General features: G+C 60.4%; 18 protein-coding genes. 14 read left to right on the forward strand and 4 right to left on the reverse strand.

The window, feature by feature from the left end:
* Positions 1 to 17 precede the first annotated feature (17 nt).
* From gyrB to dnaA, 4 genes are all read right to left on the reverse strand, one after another.
* Positions 18 to 2,435, reverse strand: coding sequence for a DNA topoisomerase (ATP-hydrolyzing) subunit B (gene gyrB, locus BM154_RS16785; protein WP_074886581.1), 2,418 nt, complete (start codon positions 2,433 to 2,435; stop codon positions 18 to 20).
* A gap of 3 nt (positions 2,436 to 2,438) precedes the next feature.
* The gene (recF, locus tag BM154_RS16790; RefSeq protein WP_074886584.1) at positions 2,439 to 3,542 is read right to left on the reverse strand and encodes a DNA replication/repair protein RecF; all 1,104 of its coding nucleotides are present in this window, start codon (positions 3,540 to 3,542) and stop codon (positions 2,439 to 2,441) included.
* A gap of 135 nt (positions 3,543 to 3,677) precedes the next feature.
* A complete protein-coding gene (gene dnaN, locus BM154_RS16795; protein ID WP_074886587.1) occupies positions 3,678 to 4,781 on the reverse strand; it encodes a DNA polymerase III subunit beta in 1,104 nt (367 codons plus the stop codon).
* Positions 4,782 to 4,816: 35 nt separating this feature from the next.
* Positions 4,817 to 6,319, reverse strand: a complete 1,503-nt coding sequence (dnaA, locus tag BM154_RS16800) for a chromosomal replication initiator protein DnaA (protein ID WP_074887158.1) — start codon at positions 6,317 to 6,319, stop codon at positions 4,817 to 4,819.
* A gap of 522 nt (positions 6,320 to 6,841) precedes the next feature.
* On the opposite strand from dnaA, the gene rpmH reads away from it, so the two are divergent.
* From rpmH to BM154_RS16870, 14 genes are all read left to right on the forward strand, one after another.
* A complete protein-coding gene (gene rpmH / locus BM154_RS16805) occupies positions 6,842 to 6,976 on the forward strand; it encodes a 50S ribosomal protein L34 (protein ID WP_003213577.1) in 135 nt (44 codons plus the stop codon).
* Positions 6,977 to 6,991: 15 nt separating this feature from the next.
* A complete protein-coding gene (gene rnpA, locus BM154_RS16810; protein ID WP_208609456.1) occupies positions 6,992 to 7,393 on the forward strand; it encodes a ribonuclease P protein component in 402 nt (133 codons plus the stop codon).
* Positions 7,386 to 7,631 (forward strand): membrane protein insertion efficiency factor YidD, encoded by a 246-nt coding sequence (yidD, locus tag BM154_RS16815; protein WP_074886593.1) that lies wholly within the window; start codon positions 7,386 to 7,388, stop codon positions 7,629 to 7,631. The genes rnpA and yidD overlap by 8 nt, the downstream gene beginning before the upstream one ends.
* Positions 7,632 to 7,633: 2 nt before the next feature.
* The gene (gene yidC, locus BM154_RS16820) at positions 7,634 to 9,373 is read left to right on the forward strand and encodes a membrane protein insertase YidC (protein ID WP_074886596.1); all 1,740 of its coding nucleotides are present in this window, start codon (positions 7,634 to 7,636) and stop codon (positions 9,371 to 9,373) included.
* Positions 9,374 to 9,448: 75 nt separating this feature from the next.
* Positions 9,449 to 10,816: a tRNA uridine-5-carboxymethylaminomethyl(34) synthesis GTPase MnmE gene (mnmE, locus tag BM154_RS16825; protein WP_074886599.1), complete on the forward strand. Its 1,368-nt coding sequence runs from the start codon at positions 9,449 to 9,451 to the stop codon at positions 10,814 to 10,816.
* Positions 10,817 to 11,535: 719 nt separating this feature from the next.
* Complete coding sequence (mnmG, locus tag BM154_RS16830) at positions 11,536 to 13,428, forward strand: tRNA uridine-5-carboxymethylaminomethyl(34) synthesis enzyme MnmG (protein ID WP_074886602.1); 1,893 nt, start codon at positions 11,536 to 11,538, stop codon at positions 13,426 to 13,428.
* Positions 13,428 to 14,072 (forward strand): 16S rRNA (guanine(527)-N(7))-methyltransferase RsmG, encoded by a 645-nt coding sequence (gene rsmG, locus BM154_RS16835; RefSeq protein WP_074886605.1) that lies wholly within the window; start codon positions 13,428 to 13,430, stop codon positions 14,070 to 14,072. Before mnmG ends, rsmG begins: the two co-directional genes overlap by 1 nt.
* 13 nt (positions 14,073 to 14,085) lie before the next feature.
* The gene (locus BM154_RS16840; RefSeq protein ID WP_074886609.1) at positions 14,086 to 14,874 is read left to right on the forward strand and encodes a ParA family protein; all 789 of its coding nucleotides are present in this window, start codon (positions 14,086 to 14,088) and stop codon (positions 14,872 to 14,874) included.
* Positions 14,875 to 14,885: 11 nt separating this feature from the next.
* Positions 14,886 to 15,758 (forward strand): ParB/RepB/Spo0J family partition protein, encoded by an 873-nt coding sequence (locus BM154_RS16845; RefSeq protein ID WP_074886612.1) that lies wholly within the window; start codon positions 14,886 to 14,888, stop codon positions 15,756 to 15,758.
* A 157-nt stretch (positions 15,759 to 15,915) separates the two neighbouring features.
* Positions 15,916 to 16,308 carry a F0F1 ATP synthase subunit I gene (locus BM154_RS16850; RefSeq protein ID WP_074886614.1) on the forward strand — a complete coding sequence of 131 codons (393 nt, stop codon included), beginning with the start codon at positions 15,916 to 15,918 and terminating at the stop codon, positions 16,306 to 16,308.
* Between the two features lie 31 nt (positions 16,309 to 16,339).
* The gene (gene atpB, locus BM154_RS16855) at positions 16,340 to 17,209 is read left to right on the forward strand and encodes a F0F1 ATP synthase subunit A (protein ID WP_074886617.1); all 870 of its coding nucleotides are present in this window, start codon (positions 16,340 to 16,342) and stop codon (positions 17,207 to 17,209) included.
* Positions 17,210 to 17,360: 151 nt separating this feature from the next.
* Complete coding sequence (gene atpE / locus BM154_RS16860; protein ID WP_003097235.1) at positions 17,361 to 17,618, forward strand: F0F1 ATP synthase subunit C; 258 nt, start codon at positions 17,361 to 17,363, stop codon at positions 17,616 to 17,618.
* Positions 17,619 to 17,676: 58 nt separating this feature from the next.
* The gene (locus BM154_RS16865) at positions 17,677 to 18,147 is read left to right on the forward strand and encodes a F0F1 ATP synthase subunit B (protein ID WP_070884868.1); all 471 of its coding nucleotides are present in this window, start codon (positions 17,677 to 17,679) and stop codon (positions 18,145 to 18,147) included.
* Between the two features lie 14 nt (positions 18,148 to 18,161).
* Positions 18,162 to 18,698 carry a F0F1 ATP synthase subunit delta gene (locus BM154_RS16870; RefSeq protein WP_074886620.1) on the forward strand — a complete coding sequence of 179 codons (537 nt, stop codon included), beginning with the start codon at positions 18,162 to 18,164 and terminating at the stop codon, positions 18,696 to 18,698.
* Positions 18,699 to 18,704: the final 6 nt, after the last annotated feature.

Raw genomic sequence — 18,704 nt, forward strand, 5'->3', positions numbered from 1 at the left:
TGTGCTTCTGAACGCGATCAGACGTCGAGGTTCGACACCGCCAGGGCGTTGGTCTCGATGAAGTCACGGCGCGGTTCTACTTCGTCACCCATCAGGGTGTTGAAGATCTGGTCCGCGGCGATGGCGTCTTCAATACGCACCTTGAGCATACGGCGCACTTCCGGGTCCATGGTGGTTTCCCACAGCTGATCCGGGTTCATCTCGCCAAGCCCCTTGTAGCGCTGGATGCTGTGGCGCTTGGTGCTCTCGGTCATCAGCCAGCTCAGCGCTTCCTTGAAAGTAGTGACCGGCTTCTTGCGTTCGCCACGCTGCACGTAGGCGCCTTCTTCCAGCAGGCTGTTCAGCTGGTCGCCCAGGCTGGTGACGGTCTTGTAATCGTTGCTGGTGAAGAAATCACGGTTGAAGGTGATGTAGCTGGAGTTGCCATGGGAGATCATCTCGACCTCCGGCAGCCACAGGTGGCGCTCGGTATCTTCGCGCAGGCTGGTCTTGTAGGCCAGGCCGGAGCGATCCATGGTCTTCAGGCGGGCATCGAACTTCAGGCGCCAGGCTTCCATGACGTCCTGGTCGGCGAGCATCTCCTGAGTCACGCCTTGCAGGTAGACGAAGTGCTCGGTGATCTCTTCCGGGTACAAACGCGACAGACGCTTGAGGGTTTTCATCACCGTGCGGTAGTCGCCGACCAGACGCTGCAGGGACTCGCCGGAGAGGCCGGGAGCAGCTTCGTTGACGTGCAGGCTGGCGTCTTCCAGAGCCGACTGGGTCATGTATTCCTCCATGGCCTCGTCGTCCTTGATGTACTGCTCCTGCTTGCCTTTCTTGACCTTGTACAGCGGCGGCTGGGCGATGTAGATGTAGCCGCGCTCGACCAGCTCCGGCAACTGACGGAAGAAGAAGGTCAGCAGCAGGGTACGGATGTGCGAACCGTCGACGTCAGCATCGGTCATGATGATGATGTTGTGGTAACGCAGTTTGTCGATGTTGTATTCCTCACGGCCGATGCCACAACCCAGGGCGGTGATCAGCGTGCCGACCTCCTGAGAGGAAATCATCTTGTCGAAGCGTGCTTTCTCGACGTTGAGGATCTTGCCCTTGAGCGGCAGGATGGCCTGGGTCTTGCGGTTACGGCCCTGCTTGGCAGAACCGCCCGCGGAGTCACCCTCCACGATGTACAGTTCGGAAAGGGCAGGGTCCTTCTCCTGACAGTCGGCCAGTTTGCCTGGCAGCCCGGCGATGTCCAGCGCGCCCTTGCGGCGGGTCATTTCACGGGCCTTGCGCGCCGCTTCACGGGCACGGGCCGCGTCGATCATCTTGCCGACAACGGCCTTGGCTTCGTTCGGGTGCTCGAGCAGGAAGTCGGCGAAGTACTTGCCCATTTCCTGTTCCACCGCAGTTTTCACCTCGGAGGAGACCAGCTTGTCCTTGGTCTGGGAGCTGAACTTGGGATCTGGCACCTTCACCGAAATGATCGCGGTCAGGCCTTCACGAGCATCGTCACCGGTGGTCGAGACCTTGTGCTTCTTGGCCAGGCCTTCCTGTTCGATGTAGTTGTTCAGGTTACGGGTCAGCGCCGAGCGGAAGCCCGCAAGGTGAGTGCCGCCGTCGCGCTGGGGAATGTTATTGGTGAAGCACAGCAGGTTTTCGTTGAAGCTGTCGTTCCACTGCAAGGCGACTTCCACACCCACACCATCGTCACGCTGGACGTTGAAGTGAAATACCTGGTTGACCGCGGTCTTGTTGACGTTCAGGTATTCGACGAATGCACGCAGACCGCCTTCATATTTGAACAGCTCTTCCTTGGCGGTGCGTTCGTCCTTGAGCAGGATGCCCACACCGGAGTTCAGGAACGACAGTTCACGCAGACGCTTGGCGAGGATGTCCCAGCTGAAGTGGATATTGGCGAAGGTGTCTTCCGAGGGCTTGAAGTGGATCTGGGTGCCCGTTCCATCGGTGTCACCAACCGCTGCCAGAGGTGCCTGGGGCACGCCGTGGACGTAGGTCTGCTCCCAGATCTTGCCGCTACGGCGAATGGTCAGCACCAGCTCCTTGGAGAGGGCATTGACCACCGACACACCCACGCCGTGCAGGCCGCCGGAGACCTTGTAGCTGTTATCGTCGAACTTACCGCCGGCGTGCAGCACGGTCATGATGACCTCTGCTGCAGATACGCCTTCTTCCTTGTGCATATCGACCGGGATACCACGGCCGTTATCACGCACACTGATCGACTCATCCGGATGGATGGTGATGGTGATCTCGCTGCAATGACCAGCCAAGGCTTCGTCGATGGAGTTGTCGACCACCTCGAAGACCATGTGGTGCAGGCCGCTGCCATCGTCGGTGTCACCGATGTACATGCCTGGCCGCTTGCGTACGGCATCCAGGCCTTTCAGTACCTTGATACTGTTGGAGTCGTACGTTTGGTTTTCGCTCATGCCTTACTCCCGGTGGTCGTGGGTCTGGGTGATACGCCCATGTTCCACGTGGAACATGGAAACCGGCGTATCCGTTTGCCAGCCATCGCTCAACAATTCATGGTCTACACAGGTGATAAATACCTGGCAGTTCAAATCTTCCAACAACCGGCACAACGCGCGGCGATGCTGCTCATCCAGTTCTGACGGCAAGTCATCCACCAGATAGATGCATTGGCCGCGCTTGGCCTGATCAACCAAGTGCCCCTGGGCGATCCTCAAGGCGCACACAACTAGCTTCTGCTGGCCCCGCGACAGGATGTCTGCCGCGTTATGCGCTCCGAGCCTCAGCCTGAGATCCGCCCGCTGCGGTCCAGACTGGGTGTGCCCAATCTGCTGATCACGCAGCAGTGACGAGGTCAGCACTTCGCTCAGGGCTCGCTCTTTGTCCCATCCTCGGTAATAGCTCAGCGTCAGGCCGCTAAGTTCGACCAGCTCGCTGAGGGTACGCTCGAAGACGGGCTTCAATTGCTGTATGTAGGATCGCCGATAACTGTCGATTTCATCACTGGCCAGGCATAACTCGCGATCCCAGGCCGCTTGCGAAACGGCGTCAAGTGTACCACGGCGAAGCCACGAATTACGCTGCTTGAGGGCCTTCTGCAGGCGCTGCCAAGCCGGTAGAAAACGTGGTTCCACGTGGAACACACCCCAATCAAGGAACTGCCTGCGGACCTTCGGCGAACCCTCCAGCAGGCGAAAGCTGTCAGGGTTGATCAGCTGTAGGGGCAACGTTTCGGCAAGCTGCGCTGCACTTCGCGCGTTTTGCCCGTCGATGCGAATCTGGAACTCCCCCTGACGATCCCGGGACACGCCGAGGTTGCTCAGCCGACCGTCATTCAGTTGCACTTGCCCGAACAACGTGCAGACCTGCTGCTCGTACTGGATCACCGGCAGCAGGCGAGCACTGCGAAAGGAGCGCGCCAGGCCCAGCAGATGAATGCCTTCGAGTACGCTGGTCTTGCCGCTGCCATTATCGCCATAGAGGATGTTGATGCGTGGCGAGGGCAGCAGGGTTGACGGCTCGAGATTGCGGACGGCGGTGAAATTGATGCGGGTCAGGGACATGAACAGACCGGAAGAGAAGGGCAGCGATCAGGCCACCTGAAACGAAATCAGCCTTGGATGTTACGGATCAAAGCTGCATCCGAACATACCAAGGCTGATTATCTGACACTGGAAGCTGCCTTTCAGCAGCTTGAATTACAGACGCATCGGCATGACGACGTAGGCAGAGTCGTCATTGTCGGCTTCCTGCACCAGCGCACTGCTGTTGGAGTCCGACAGAATCAGGCGCACCTGCTCGGTGGTCATCACGCCCAGTACGTCCAGCAGGTAGCTGACGTTGAAGCCGATCTCCAGGGAAGCACCGTTGTACTCCACGGCAATCTCTTCTTCCGCTTCTTCCTGCTCCGGATTGTTGGCCTGAATTTTCAGCAAGCCAGCAGCCAGTTGCAGGCGGATACCGCGGTACTTCTCGTTGGAGAGGATCGCAGTACGGCTGAAGGCTTCACGCAGGCCCTGACGATCGGCGACCACCAGCTTGTCGCCACCACGGGGCAGCACGCGTTCGTAATCCGGGAACTTGCCATCGACAAGCTTAGAGGTGAAGGTGAATTCACCGGTGGTGGCACGGATATGGTGCTGGCCGAGGACGATGGACACTTCACCGTCCTGTTCGGTCAACAGGCGAGCCAGTTCGAGAATCCCCTTGCGCGGCACGATGACCTGATGCTTGCCGTCCTGCTCGATGGCGGCTTCCATGGAACACATCGCCAGGCGATGGCCATCAGTAGCGACGGCCCGCAGGATACCGGTCTGCACTTCGAGCAGCATGCCGTTGAGGTAATAGCGCACGTCTTGCTGAGCCATGGCAAAACTGGTGCGCTCAATCAGGCGACGCAGCTTGCTCTGCACCAGGCTGAAGGTCAGCGAGCCCGGACCTTCCTCGACGGTGGGGAAGTCATTGGCAGGCAGGGTGGACAGGGTGAAACGGCTGCGCCCGGCCTTGACCAGCAGCTTCTGCTCGTCGACACGAATATCGATCAACGCATCGGCCGGCAGGCTCTTGCAGATGTCCATCAGCTTGCGCGCCGGCACGGTGATCTCGCCTGGCTCGGCGGCATCTTCCAGGGCCACGCGACCGACCAGCTCGACCTCCAGGTCGGTACCGGTCAGCGACAGCTGCTGGCCTTCGACGACCAGCAGAACGTTGGACAGAACCGGCAAGGTCTGGCGGCGTTCCACGACGCCGGCGACCAGTTGCAGGGGTTTCAACAGGGCTTCGCGTTGAATGGTGAAGTGCATGGTCTAGTCCCTTGCCTCGTGCATGGAGTTGCGTATCAAGTGGTCAGTGTACGCAGCAGGTTCTTGTAATCCTCGCGGATGTCCGCATCGGATCCCCTAAGTTCAGCAATCTTACGACAGGCGTGCAACACAGTGGTGTGATCGCGACCGCCGAAGGCCACACCGATTTCCGGCAGGCTGTGGTTGGTCAGTTCCTTGGACAAGGCCATGGCCACCTGACGCGGCCTGGCGATGGAACGCGAACGACGTTTGGACAACAGATCGGTGATCTTGATCTTGTAGTACTCGGCCGTGGTGCGCTGGATATTGTCGATGCTGACCAGCTTGTCCTGCAGGGCCAGCAGGTCCTTCAGCGATTCGCGGATCAGCTCGATGGTGATATCGCGGCCCATGAAGTGCGAGTGTGCGATCACCCGCTTCAAGGCACCTTCCAGCTCGCGCACGTTGGAGCGAATACGTTGGGCGATGAAGAAGGCTGCATCGTGGGGCAGGTCCACCTTGGCCTGATCGGCCTTTTTCATCAGGATCGCCACGCGGGTTTCCAGCTCGGGCGGCTCGACCGCCACCGTCAGGCCCCAGCCGAAGCGCGACTTCAACCGCTCCTCCAGACCTTCGATTTCCTTGGGGTAGCGGTCGCTGGTGAGAATCACCTGCTGGCCACCCTCGAGCAGGGCATTGAAGGTATGGAAGAATTCCTCCTGGGAGCGCTCCTTCTTGGCGAAGAACTGGATGTCATCGATCAGCAGCGCGTCCACCGAACGGTAGAAACGCTTGAATTCGTTGATGGCATTGAGCTGCAGCGCCTTGACCATGTCGGCCACGAATCGCTCGGAATGCAGGTAGACGACCTTGGCATTGGGATTCTTGGCCAGCAGGTGGTTACCGACCGCGTGCATCAGGTGAGTCTTGCCGAGGCCGACGCCCCCATAAAGGAAGAGCGGGTTGTAGCCATGCTTGGGGTTGTCCGCCACCTGCCAGGCCGCGGCACGGGCCAGCTGGTTGGACTTGCCCTCGACGAAGTTGTCGAAGGTGAAGGTCCGGTTCAGGTAGCTGGTGTGCTTGAGGCCACCTTCTACCTGCACGTTGCGCTCGGTGCGCGCCGGCGCCACGCTGGACGCGGCGCCGGCCATGGAATCGAAGCTGGCCCGCGACGGCTCGGTCTGCACCGGCAGCTTGGGCGGCGGCGCACTGACCTGAGGCGTGGGGGCGACAGGGGGAGGCGCGGAGGGTGCCGGGCTGTTATAGCTGGAAGCCGATGGCGAAGGCGTCAATACCGCACGCGGCGCCGAACTGCGACGGCTGCCGATCAGCAGCGAGATAGCCGGTACCAGGCCGGTCGCCCGCTCACCGAGCAGCTCGAGCATACGGCCCATGTACTTTTCATTGACCCAGTCGAGAACGAAGCGATTAGGGGCGTACACACGCAGCTCATCGCCTTCGGCTTCTACCTGTAGTGGACGGATCCAGGTGTTGAATTGCTGGGCAGGCAGTTCATCGCGAAGGAGTTCCACGCACTGCTGCCAAAGTTCCACGGACACGGACATCCCCTGATTGAAAACGCTGAGGCAAAAACAGCAGCTATTGTAGCCGCTAGCAGGGTAGTTATCCACATAGCTGAGCCAATCAGTACATGGTAAATCAAGGTGTTAGGCAATTTGCCACATGTCGGATAAGGACACTCTGAACGCTGTGGATAACGCTCCATAAGCCTGGTTGACAAGCCGGCGGATAAACCTCTGGATATCCGCCCTGTGGATAAAGAGGCAATCAGTCCCCAGGGCTTGCCCAGCAAACCAACACCCGCCGCACCCTTTTCTGACAGACTTGCCATTCCCCACAGGCGGTACAGTGACTGCGCTCGGGGCAGTTATCCACAGAAAGCAGCCCATGCATCTATAAACACCATAACAAGCCTTTCTTAAAAGATTCTTTCCTTTATATTTCTCTATCTGCAAAACAACTGGTTGGAAATTGACCTGGCCTGCGGCTTTCTCTAGAATCGCCGGTCTCTTAAAACGGGGACCATTCCGGTCCGTTGTCGACAACCAGGTAACCGCATCATGAAACGCACTTTCCAACCCAGCACCATCAAACGCGCTCGTACCCACGGCTTCCGTGCTCGCATGGCTACCAAGAACGGCCGTGCCGTCCTGTCGCGTCGTCGCGCCAAGGGCCGTGCTCGCCTCGCAGTCTGATTTTCCAGTCTTGTGGTGAGTCGAGGCTTCGGCCGGGAAAAGCGCCTGCTCACACCCCGGCAATTCAAGGCAGTCTTCGACTCTCCCAGCGGCAAAGCGCCGGGCAAGAGTGTCCTGCTGCTTGCGCGCAACAACGAGCTTGATCATCCACGCCTCGGTCTGGTGATCGGCAAGAAGAGCGTCAAGCTCGCCGTTGAGCGCAACCGCCTGAAACGCCAAATCCGCGAATCGTTCCGCCTCAACCAGGACAATCTGGTGGGCTGGGACATAGTGGTGGTCGCGCGTAAGGGCCTGGGTGATCTGCAGAACGCCGAGCTGGCTCAACAGTTCGGCAAGCTGTGGAAGCGCCTGGCTCGCAGCAAACCCGCCCAACAGGCCGATGCCCAGACCGGGGTGAACGACAATCCCCATGCGTAAACTGGTCCAAGCTCCAATCCGGTTTTACCAGTACGCCATCAGTCCGATGATGGCCAGTCATTGTCGTTTCTACCCCACTTGTTCCTGCTACGCGCTTGAAGCCATCGAAATCCATGGCGTCCTGCGTGGTGGCTGGCTGACCGTTCGTCGTCTGGGACGCTGCCACCCCTGGCATCCCGGAGGCTACGATCCGGTGCCCCTCGCGAAACACTCCCGTTCCTCTTCGATGGCCGAATAATCATGGATATCAAACGTACGATCCTGATCGTCGCCCTGGCAGTCGTGTCCTACATGATGGTTCTTCAATGGAACCAGGACTACGGCCAGGCCGCTCTGCCGAATCAGACCGCTTCGACCAGCAAACCCGCACCGAGCTTGCCGGAAACCGCTTCGGTGGCGAGCAATGACGACGTGCCGACTGCGAATGCCGACGGCGCCAATCCAAGTCCGGTGGAAACTATTGCGGTCAGCGACGAGCTGATTCAGGTCAAGACCGACGTCCTGGATCTGGCCATCGATCCACGTGGTGGCGACGTGGTGCGCCTGAGCCTGCCGCATTACCCGCGCCGCCAGGACCGCCCCGACGTGCCCTTCCAGCTGTTCGATAACGGCAACGAGCACCTGTACCTGGCGCAGAGCGGCCTTACCGGTGCCAATGGCCCGGACGCCCGCGCCAACGGTCGCCCGCTGTACAACAGCGAGCAGCGCGTCTATCAACTGGCCGACGGCCAGGACCAGCTGGTCGTCGACCTCACCTTCAGCGAAGGCGGCGTCAACTACATCAAGCGTTTCACCTTCAACCGCGGCCTGGAAACCAGCTGCTCGGCCAAGGAAGTGGAACAGAAGAAGACCGGCTGCATCACCGGCAAGGGCTACCAGATCGGCGTCACCTACCTGATCGACAACCAGAGCCCGAACGCCTGGACCGGTAACCTGTTCGCCCAGCTCAAGCGCGACAACAGCGGTGACCCGTCCTCCAGCACCGCCACCGGCACCGCCACTTACCTGGGTGCCGCGCTGTGGACCCCCGAGAAGCCCTACACCAAGGTGTCGATGAAAGACATCGACAAGCAGAGCCTCAAGGAAACCGTGCAGGGCGGCTGGGTTGCCTGGCTGCAGCACTACTTCGTGACCGCCTGGGTTCCCGCCAAGGATGACACCAACCTGGTGCAGACCCGCAAGGACAGCCAGGGCAACTACATCATCGGCTACACCGGCCCTGCGCTGAACATTCCCGCCGGTGCCGAGGCCCAGACCAGCACCACGCTGTATGCCGGTCCGAAGATCCAGAAGGACCTCGCCGCGCTGTCGCCTGGCCTGGACAAGACCGTCGACTACGGCATTCTGTGGTTCCTCGCCGAGCCTATCTTCTGGCTGCTGGAACATATCCACAACCTGCTGGGTAACTGGGGCTTCTCGATCATCGTGCTGACGCTGATCATCAAGCTGGCCTTCTTCCCGCTGTCGGCTGCCAGCTACCGCTCCATGGCCCGTATGCGTGCCGTTTCGCCACGCCTGCAGGCGCTGAAGGAGCAGTACGGTGACGATCGCCAGAAGATGTCCCAGGCGATGATGGAGCTGTACAAGAAAGAGAAGATCAACCCGCTGGGCGGCTGCCTGCCGATCCTGGTGCAGATGCCGGTGTTCCTGGCCCTGTACTGGACCCTGCTGGAATCCGTGGAAATGCGCCAGGCGCCGTGGATCCTGTGGATCACCGACCTGTCGATCAAGGATCCGTACTTCATCCTGCCGATCATCATGGGCGCCACCATGTTCATCCAGCAGCAGCTCAACCCGACGCCGCCGGACCCCATGCAGGCGCGCGTGATGAAGATGATGCCGATCATCTTCACCTTCTTCTTCCTGTGGTTCCCTGCTGGTCTGGTGCTGTACTGGGTGGTCAACAACGTCCTGTCCATCGCCCAGCAGTGGTACATTACCCGCAAGATCGAAGCCGCGAGCAAGCCTTCCGAGGCCTAAGCCGTCGCGCTTCACCCGCTACATGACAGACGCCCCCTCGTGGGGCGTTCTGCTATCCAGCGTCTGGAGAACCTTATGTCCGCCCCCCGTGAAACTATCGCCGCCGTCGCCACCGCCCAGGGTCGTGGCGGGGTCGGCATCGTCAGAGTCTCCGGCCCGCGGGCAAGGATGATCGGCATCACCCTCAGTGGCATCGAGCCCAAACCGCGCCACGCCCACCATGGTGCCTGGCATGACGATGGCGGCGAAGTGATCGACGAAGGCCTGCTGCTGTTCTTTCCGGGGCCCCATTCGTTCACTGGCGAGGATGTGCTCGAGCTGCAGGGCCATGGGGGGCCGGTGGTGCTGGACATGCTCCTGCGGCGCTGCCTGGAGCTTGGCGCACGCCAGGCACGCCCGGGCGAGTTCAGCGAGCGCGCCTTCCTCAATGACAAGCTCGACCTGGCCCAGGCCGAAGCGATTGCCGACCTGATCGAAGCCAGCTCGGCCGAGGCGGCGCGCAATGCCGTGCGCTCGCTGCAGGGTGAATTTTCACGGCGCGTGCATGAGCTGACCGAGCGACTGATCAGCCTGCGTATCTATGTGGAAGCGGCCATCGATTTCCCGGAAGAGGAAATCGACTTTCTCGCCGATGGTCATGTGCTGGGCCTGCTGGAAGGCGTGCGCGAACAGTTATCCACAGTATTGCGCGAGGCGGGGCAGGGCGCCCTGCTGCGCGATGGCATGACCGTGGTCATCGCCGGCCGGCCCAATGCCGGCAAATCAAGCTTGCTCAATGCCCTGGCAGGCCACGAGGCGGCCATTGTCACCGATATCGCCGGTACTACCCGCGACGTGCTGCGTGAATATATCCACATCGACGGCATGCCCCTGCACGTGGTCGACACCGCTGGCCTGCGCGACACCCAGGATCAAGTCGAACGAATTGGCGTGGAACGCGCGCTGAAGGCCATAAGCGAGGCCGATCGGGTATTGCTGGTGGTCGACTCGACGGCCCCGGAAGCAGCCGACCCCTTCGCATTGTGGCCAGAGTTTCTGCAGCAGCGTCCCGACCCTGCACGGGTCACGCTGATTCGCAACAAGGCGGATCTCTCTGCTGAGCCGGTGGCCTTGCACAGCACTGCCGATGGCCAGGCCACGCTGACACTCTCGGCCAGATCCAGCGAAGGGTTGGACCTGCTGCGCGAACACCTGAAGGCCTGCATGGGCTTCCAGCAAACCGCGGAGAGCGGCTTCAGCGCGCGCCGCCGCCACCTCGATGCGCTGCACCAGGCGCAACGCCACCTCGACCATGGCCATGCGCAACTTACCCTGGCCGGTGCCGGCGAGCTGCTTGCCGAGGACCTGCGCCAGGCTCAGCAAGCCCTGGGCGAGATCACCGGCGCGTTCAGCTCCGATGACTTGCTGGGGAGAATCTTCTCCAGCTTCTGCATCGGCAAATAACCTTTCGGCCCCTACTTGTGGATAACCCTATTGCAGGTACCGGGGCTCGATGTCGACGCACAGGCAAGTTATTGCAATGGCTGGCATCTGAGCCCCATTAGCTGGCCAGGTGAGCCCCCACCTGCGAACAGCGCCTGATCACCTGGCTTTCAAGACTCCTCCAGGAAAGCCACATCCCCCCTCTGTATCTACAGATACTTCTCGCAGCCCAACCGAGTCATGCCGCGCTCAGGGGTAATCTGCTGCCACCGCTATTTTCGGCAATGCATTCACAGGCAAAGATAAGACCTGTGGAAAACCTGACCTGAGCCCTGCCTATAACCCGGTGTCTAACCAAGGGATAAACCACCCTGTGAATAACCTGCCCTTTTACACACAGGCTGATCACCGCTGCCGCACACCCGCCGCCCAGGTTAATCGCAGTTCCATACATCGCTGTACATACCGTTGATAAAGGGCTGTAGCCATCTATCCACAGATATCCGCGCAACCATTTATAAACATAAAAACAAGCCTTTTAAAAAAATCATTCTTTATCTTTATTTATGTTCCAACCCCGGATGACACCTTCTAGGTAACGGGACAGACAACGGCTCTTCCATAAGAAGCAGCGGCGATTGGCTATTTTTTGTGCAAAAGGCTTCTTTCAGGCCGGCTAAATCCCTATACTTGCCGCCCTTTCCTAAAAGCTCCCTTTCTCAACAGGCACGAGGTGCGTGGTGGATTTCCCTTCCCGTTTTCAAGTGATCGTCATCGGCGGCGGTCATGCCGGTACCGAGGCTGCGCTTGCAGCGGCGCGCATGGGCGTGAAAACCCTGCTGCTGACCCACAACGTGGAAACCCTCGGGCAGATGAGCTGCAACCCGGCCATCGGCGGGATCGGCAAGAGCCACCTGGTCAAGGAAATCGACGCCCTCGGCGGCGCCATGGCGACAGCTACCGACCTGGGCGGTATCCAGTTCCGCGTGCTCAACAGCCGCAAGGGCCCGGCCGTGCGTGCCACCCGTGCTCAGGCTGACCGCATCCTCTACAAGGCGGCAGTGCGCGAGATTCTCGAGAATCAGCCCAACCTGTGGATATTTCAGCAGGCAGCTGACGACCTGATCGTCGAGCAGGATGAGGTCAAGGGTGTGGTCACCCAGATGGGCCTGCGCTTCTTCGCCGACTCCGTGGTGTTGACCACCGGCACCTTCCTGGGTGGACTTATCCACATCGGCATGCAGAACTACTCCGGTGGTCGCGCAGGTGATCCGCCTTCGATCGCCCTGGCCAAACGCCTGCGCGAATTGCCGCTGCGCGTCGGTCGCCTGAAAACCGGCACGCCGCCACGCATCGACGGCCGTTCCGTGGACTTTACCCAGATGACCGAGCAGCCGGGCGACACGCCGATTCCGGTGATGTCGTTCATGGGCAACAAGCAGCAGCACCCACGCCAGGTGAGTTGCTGGATCACCCACACCAATGCGCGCACTCACGAGATCATCGCTGCCAACCTCGACCGCTCGCCGATGTACTCCGGGGTCATCGAAGGGGTGGGCCCGCGGTATTGCCCGTCGATCGAAGACAAGATCCATCGCTTCGCCGACAAGGACAGCCACCAGGTGTTCATCGAGCCGGAAGGCCTGACCACCCACGAGCTGTACCCCAATGGCATCTCCACCTCGCTGCCGTTCGATGTGCAGTTGCAGATCGTGCAGAGCATCCGCGGCATGGAAAACGCCCATATCGTGCGCCCCGGTTACGCCATCGAATACGACTACTTCGACCCGCGTGACCTGAAGTACAGCCTGGAGACCAAGGTCATCGGCGGGCTGTTCTTCGCTGGCCAGATCAACGGCACCACCGGTTACGAAGAAGCCGGCGCGCAAGGCTTGTTGGCCGGTGCCAATGCCGCGCTGCGCGCACAGGGCAAAGACGCCTGGTGTCCGCGTCGCGACGAGGCCTACATCGGCGTGCTGGTCGACGACCTGATCACCCTGGGTACCCAGGAGCCTTACCGCATGTTCACCTCGCGGGCGGAATACCGGCTGATCCTGCGCGAAGACAACGCCGATCTGCGCCTGACCGAGAAGGGCCGCGAGCTGGGCCTGGTCGACGACCAGCGCTGGGCGGCCTTCGAAGCCAAGCGCGAGGGTATCGCCCGTGAAGAACAGCGCCTGAAGAGTACCTGGGTACGTCCGAACACGCCCCAGGGCGAGGCCATCGTCGAGCGCTTCGGCACACCGCTGACCCATGAGTACAACCTGCTCAACCTGCTGTCGCGCCCGGAAATCGATTACGCCGGCCTGGTCGAGGTGACCGGCGAAGGTGCCGAAGACCCGCAGGTCGCCGAGCAGGTCGAGATCAAGACCAAGTACGCCGGCTACATCGAGCGTCAGCAGGACGAGATCGCTCGCCTGCGCGCCAGTGAGCAAACCGAGTTGCCTGTGGATATCGACTACGCGACCATCTCCGGGCTGTCCAAGGAAATTCAGCACAAGCTTGGCAACGCGCGGCCGCAGACCCTGGGTCAGGCCTCGCGTATCCCGGGCGTTACGCCGGCGGCCATCTCGCTGCTGTTGATTCACCTCAAAAAACGCGGCGTCGGCCGCCAGTTGGAGCAGAGCGCCTGATGTCGGTTACCGCTCGCCATGCCGAAGAACTGCAACAAGGCGCCCGTGAACTGGGCGTCGAGTTGACCGAGCAGCAGCAGACCCAGCTGCTGGGTTACCTGGCGCTGCTGATCAAGTGGAACAAGGCCTACAACCTGACCGCCGTGCGCGATCCGGACGAGATGGTGTCACGTCATCTGCTGGACAGCCTCAGCGTGGTGCCCTTTGTGGCGGAGGCTGGGGATAACTGGCTGGATGTCGGCAGCGGCGGCGGTATGCCGGGCATTCCGTTGGCGATCCTGTTTCCCGAGCGGCGCTTCACCCTGCTCGATTCCAATGGCAAGAAGACCCGCTTTCTGACCCAGGTGAAGCTCGAGCTCAAGCTGGCCAATCTCGAAGTTATCCACAGTCGGGTGGAAGCGTTCACGCCGGTGCAGCCCTTCGCAGGCATCTGCTCGCGGGCGTTCAGCTCCCTGGAGGATTTCGCCAACTGGACGCGCCACCTGGGCGATGGCCATACCCGGTGGCTGGCGATGAAGGGTGTGCACCCGGATGACGAGCTGCAGGCGCTGCCAGCGGACTTCAGTCTCACCGCCACCCAGGTGCTCAAGGTTCCCGGTTGCCAAGGCCAGCGCCATCTGTTGATACTGCGTCGCTCGGTTTAGGGGGAACGGCAACATGGCTAAAGTATTCGCAATCGCCAACCAGAAAGGCGGCGTGGGCAAGACCACGACCTGCATCAACCTGGCGGCGTCTCTGGTTGCGACCAAACGCCGTGTACTGCTCATCGATCTCGATCCCCAGGGCAACGCCACCACCGGCAGCGGTATCGACAAGCAGACCCTGGAACACTCCATCTACGACGTGCTGGTCGGTGAATGCAATCTGGTCGAGGCCATGCAGTTTTCCGAGCACGGCGGCTACCAGCTGCTGCCGGCCAACCGCGACCTGACTGCCGCGGAAGTGTCGCTGCTGGAAATGAAGATGAAGGAAAGCCGCCTGCGTTACGCCCTGGCGCCAATCCGCGAGAACTACGATTACATCCTCATAGACTGCCCGCCGGCGCTGTCGATGCTGACGGTCAACGCCCTGGTTGCCTCCGACGGGGTAATTATCCCCATGCAGTGCGAGTACTACGCGCTCGAAGGGCTGAGCGACCTGGTCAACAGCATCCAGCGCATCGGCAAGCTGCTCAACCCGTCACTGAAGATCGAAGGCCTGCTGCGTACCATGTACGATCCGCGCATCAGCCTGACCAGCGACGTGTCTGCCCAGCTCAAGGAACATTTCCCCGACACGCTCTATCAAACCGTGATCCCGCGCAACGTGCGACTGGCCGAAGCCCCCAGCTTCGGCATGCCGGCGCTGGTCTATGACAAGCAATCCCGTGGCGCGATCGCCTACCTGGCGCTGGCTGGCGAGCTGGTTCGCCGCCAGCGTGCGAACGCCCACACCGCAACCGTATAAGGAATCTGTGCATGGCTGCCAAGAAACGTGGGCTCGGACGAGGCCTGGACGCCCTGCTGGGAGGCACCAGCGTCGATGCGCTCGAGCAGGAAGCGGTCAAGGCCGATACCCGTGAGCTGCAGCACCTGCCGCTGGATCTGATTCAGCGCGGCAAGTATCAGCCGCGCCGCGACATGGACGTCACTGCCCTCGAGGAACTGGCCCAATCGATCAAGACCCATGGGGTGATGCAGCCCATCGTGGTGCGTCCCCTGGGTGACGGTCGTTTTGAGATCGTCGCCGGTGAACGGCGCTGGCGCGCCACCCAGCAGGCCGGCCTGGAGCGCATTCCCGCCCTGGTACGCGAGTTGCCTGATGAAGCGGCCATCGCCATGGCGCTGATCGAGAACATCCAGCGTGAAGACCTCAACCCCATCGAGGAAGCCATGGCCCTGCAGCGCTTGCAGCAGGAGTTCCAGCTGACCCAGCAGCAGGTCGCCGAAGCGGTCGGCAAGTCGCGTGTCACCATCACCAACCTGTTGCGCCTGATCGCCCTGCCCGAGGAAGTGAAAACCCTGCTCTCCCACGGTGACCTGGAAATGGGTCATGCCCGCGCATTGCTGGGCCTGCCGGTCGAGCAGCAGACCGAAGGTGCGCGACATGTTGTCGCACGTGGTCTGACCGTGCGCCAGACCGAAGCGCTGGTACGCCAGTGGTTGAATACTCAGGAGCGGCCTGCTGCTACCAGCAAGGTCGATCCGGATATCAGTCGGCTCGAACAGCGCCTGGCTGAGCGGCTGGGCTCTCCGGTGCAGATCAAGCATGGCCAGAAGGGCAAGGGCCAATTGGTCATTCGCTACAATTCCCTCGATGAACTGCAGGGCGTTCTGGCCCACATTCGCTGAAACAATTGCTCCCGAAGCACTACGGCGAAAAGACTTTCGGGCAGTTGAACGGGGTGGGAACCGCCCCTATACTCTGCGCGCATTTCGGCGGCATAAACTATGCCAAGGCATTGATTCTCCTGGCGCCGATACCATGAGGGCCATTCCAGGTAATTCGATGGATATCCGCACGCCAAAACGCTTGCCCTTCCATCGCCTGCCGGTGTTTCCGGTACTCCTGGCCCAGCTGATTACGTTGTTAGTATTCGCCGCTGTGTTCTGGCAATGGCGAGGTGGTGTTGCCGGTTACTCCGGCTTGTGCGGCGGGCTGATAGCCTGGTTGCCGAATCTGTACTTTGCCCACAAGGCATTCCGGTTTTCCGGAGCGCGGGCAGCCCAGGCCATCGTCCGGTCGTTCTATGCCGGCGAAGCAGGGAAACTGGTTTTGACAGCGGTGCTTTTCGCGCTGGTGTTTGCAGGTGTGAAGCCTTTGGATGCGGCGGCCTTGTTCGGCGTCTTCCTGCTGACCCAATTGGTCAACTGGTTCGCACCCTTGCTGATGAAGAGATGATTTTTAAAGCCTTAGAGCGTTTGAGGGATTTATGGCAGCTGCAGAAACCGCTTCGGGTTATATCCAGCATCACTTGCAGAACCTGACCTATGGTCAGCACCCGGTCAATGGCTGGGGGTTCGCCCACACGGCCCAGGAAGCCAAAGAAATGGGCTTCTGGGCATTCCACCTCGATACCCTGGGTATCTCCGTGGTGCTGGGCCTGGTGTTCATCTTCCTGTTCAAGGCTGCTGCCAAGCGCGCGACCTCCGGCCAGCCTGGCGGCCTGCAGAACTTCGTCGAAGTGCTGGTCGAATTCGTCGACGGCAGCGTCAAGGACACCTTCCACGGCCGTAACGCACTGATCGCTCCGCTGGCCCTGACCATCTTCGTCTGGATCTTCCTGATGAACCTGATGGACCTGGTGCCGGTGGACTGGATCCCGATGGCTGCCGCCAAGATCGCCGGTGACGACCACCTGTTCTTCCGCGCCGTGCCGACCACCGACCCGAACGCCACCCTGGGCATGGCCCTGTCGGTATTCGCGCTGATCATCTTCTACAGCATCAAGGTCAAGGGCATCGGCGGCTTCCTCGGCGAGCTGACCCTGCACCCGTTCAGCGCCAAGAACATCTTCGTCAAGATCCTGCTGATTCCGGTCAACTTCCTGCTGGAGTTCGTGACCCTGATCGCCAAGCCGGTATCCCTGGCCCTGCGACTGTTCGGCAACCTGTATGCCGGCGAGCTGATCTTCATCCTCATCGCGGTCATGTTCGGCGGCGGCATTCTGTTGGCAGCACTGGCAGGCGTCCTGCAGTGGGCCTGGGCAGTCTTCCACCTGATCATCATCACGCTGCAGGCCTTCATCTTCATGATGCTGACCATTGTTTACCTGTCGATGGCGCACGAAGACAGCCATTGATGACCAGACGCGCATCGCTGATGCGCGGCGTTCTCGATGGATCCGGCCTCGGCTGGAACGCCCGCAAGGGCACTGGAAGTAACGGTTTTGCTTTACCGCTTTACCCTTAGAAAAACCTTAACCAATACGACGTAAAAAGTCGGGAGGAAAGATGGAAACTGTAGTTGGTCTGACCGCGATCGCTGTTGCTCTGCTGATTGGCCTGGGCGCTCTGGGTACCGCCATTGGCTTCGGCCTGCTGGGCGGCAAGTTCCTGGAAGGCGCTGCGCGTCAGCCGGAAATGGTTCCGATGCTGCAAGTGAAAATGTTCATCGTCGCCGGCCTGCTGGACGCCGTGACCATGATCGGTGTTGGTATCGCACTGTTCTTCACCTTCGCGAACCCCTTCGTTGGTCAAATCGCTGGCTAATCACTCGAGTTTTTCGAGGTGATTGGTGTGATGGACAACGAACGAGCGAGGTGTTGGCGTGAACATTAATGCAACCCTGATTGGCCAGTCCGTTGCCTTCTTCATCTTCGTGCTGTTCTGCATGAAGTTCGTGTGGCCTCCGGTCATTGCGGCTTTGCAAGAGCGTCAGAAGAAGATTGCTGAAGGTCTGGATGCTGCCAGTCGTGCGGCTCGTGACCTGGAGTTGGCCCAAGAGAAAGTGGGTCAGCAACTGCGCGAAGCCAAGACACAGGCTGCTGAAATCATCGAGCAAGCCAAGAAACGCGCGAACCAGATCGTCGATGAAGCCCGTGATCAGGCTCGCGTCGAGGCGGATCGTGTGAAGGCTCAGGCTCAGGCCGAGATCGAACAGGAAATCAACAGCGTCAAAGACGCCCTGCGTGCCCAAGTGGGTGCCCTGGCCGTCGGCGGTGCCGAGAAGATCCTGGGCGCATCCATCGACCAAAACGCGCATGCGGAGCTGGTTTCCAAACTGGCCGCCGAAATTTAAGCGAGGGCGCGATCATGGCAGAACTGACCACGTTGGCCCGACCTTATGCCAAGGCGGCTTTCGAATACGCCCAGGCCCACCAGCAGCTGGCCTCTTGGTCAGCCATGCTCGGCCTGGCAGCGGCGGTGTCGCAAGACGCCACCCTGCAAAGCGTGTTCAAGGCCCCGCGTTTGACGAGTACAGACAAGGCCACCACCTTCGTCGAGGTGTGTGGTGACAAGTTCGACGCCCAGGTACGCAATTTCATCCACGTTGTCGCAGAGAACGATCGTCTGGCCCTGTTGCCGGAAATCTTCGCCCTGTTCGAGCTGTACAAGGCCGAGCAGGAGAAGTCGATCGACGTGGACGTTACCAGTGCCTTCGCATTGAGCGATGAACAGCAAGACAAACTCGCCAAGGTTCTCAGTGCACGGCTCGGCCGGGAAGTGCGCCTGCACGCTGCGGAGGACTCCACCTTGATTGGTGGCGTCGTGATCCGCGCCGGCGACCTGGTTATCGATGGCTCAGTTCGCGGCAAAATCGCGAAGCTGGCCGAAGCATTGAAATCTTGAGTTTGA

The organism is Phytopseudomonas argentinensis, assembly GCF_900113905.1.
Taxonomy (GTDB): domain Bacteria; phylum Pseudomonadota; class Gammaproteobacteria; order Pseudomonadales; family Pseudomonadaceae; genus Aquipseudomonas; species Aquipseudomonas argentinensis.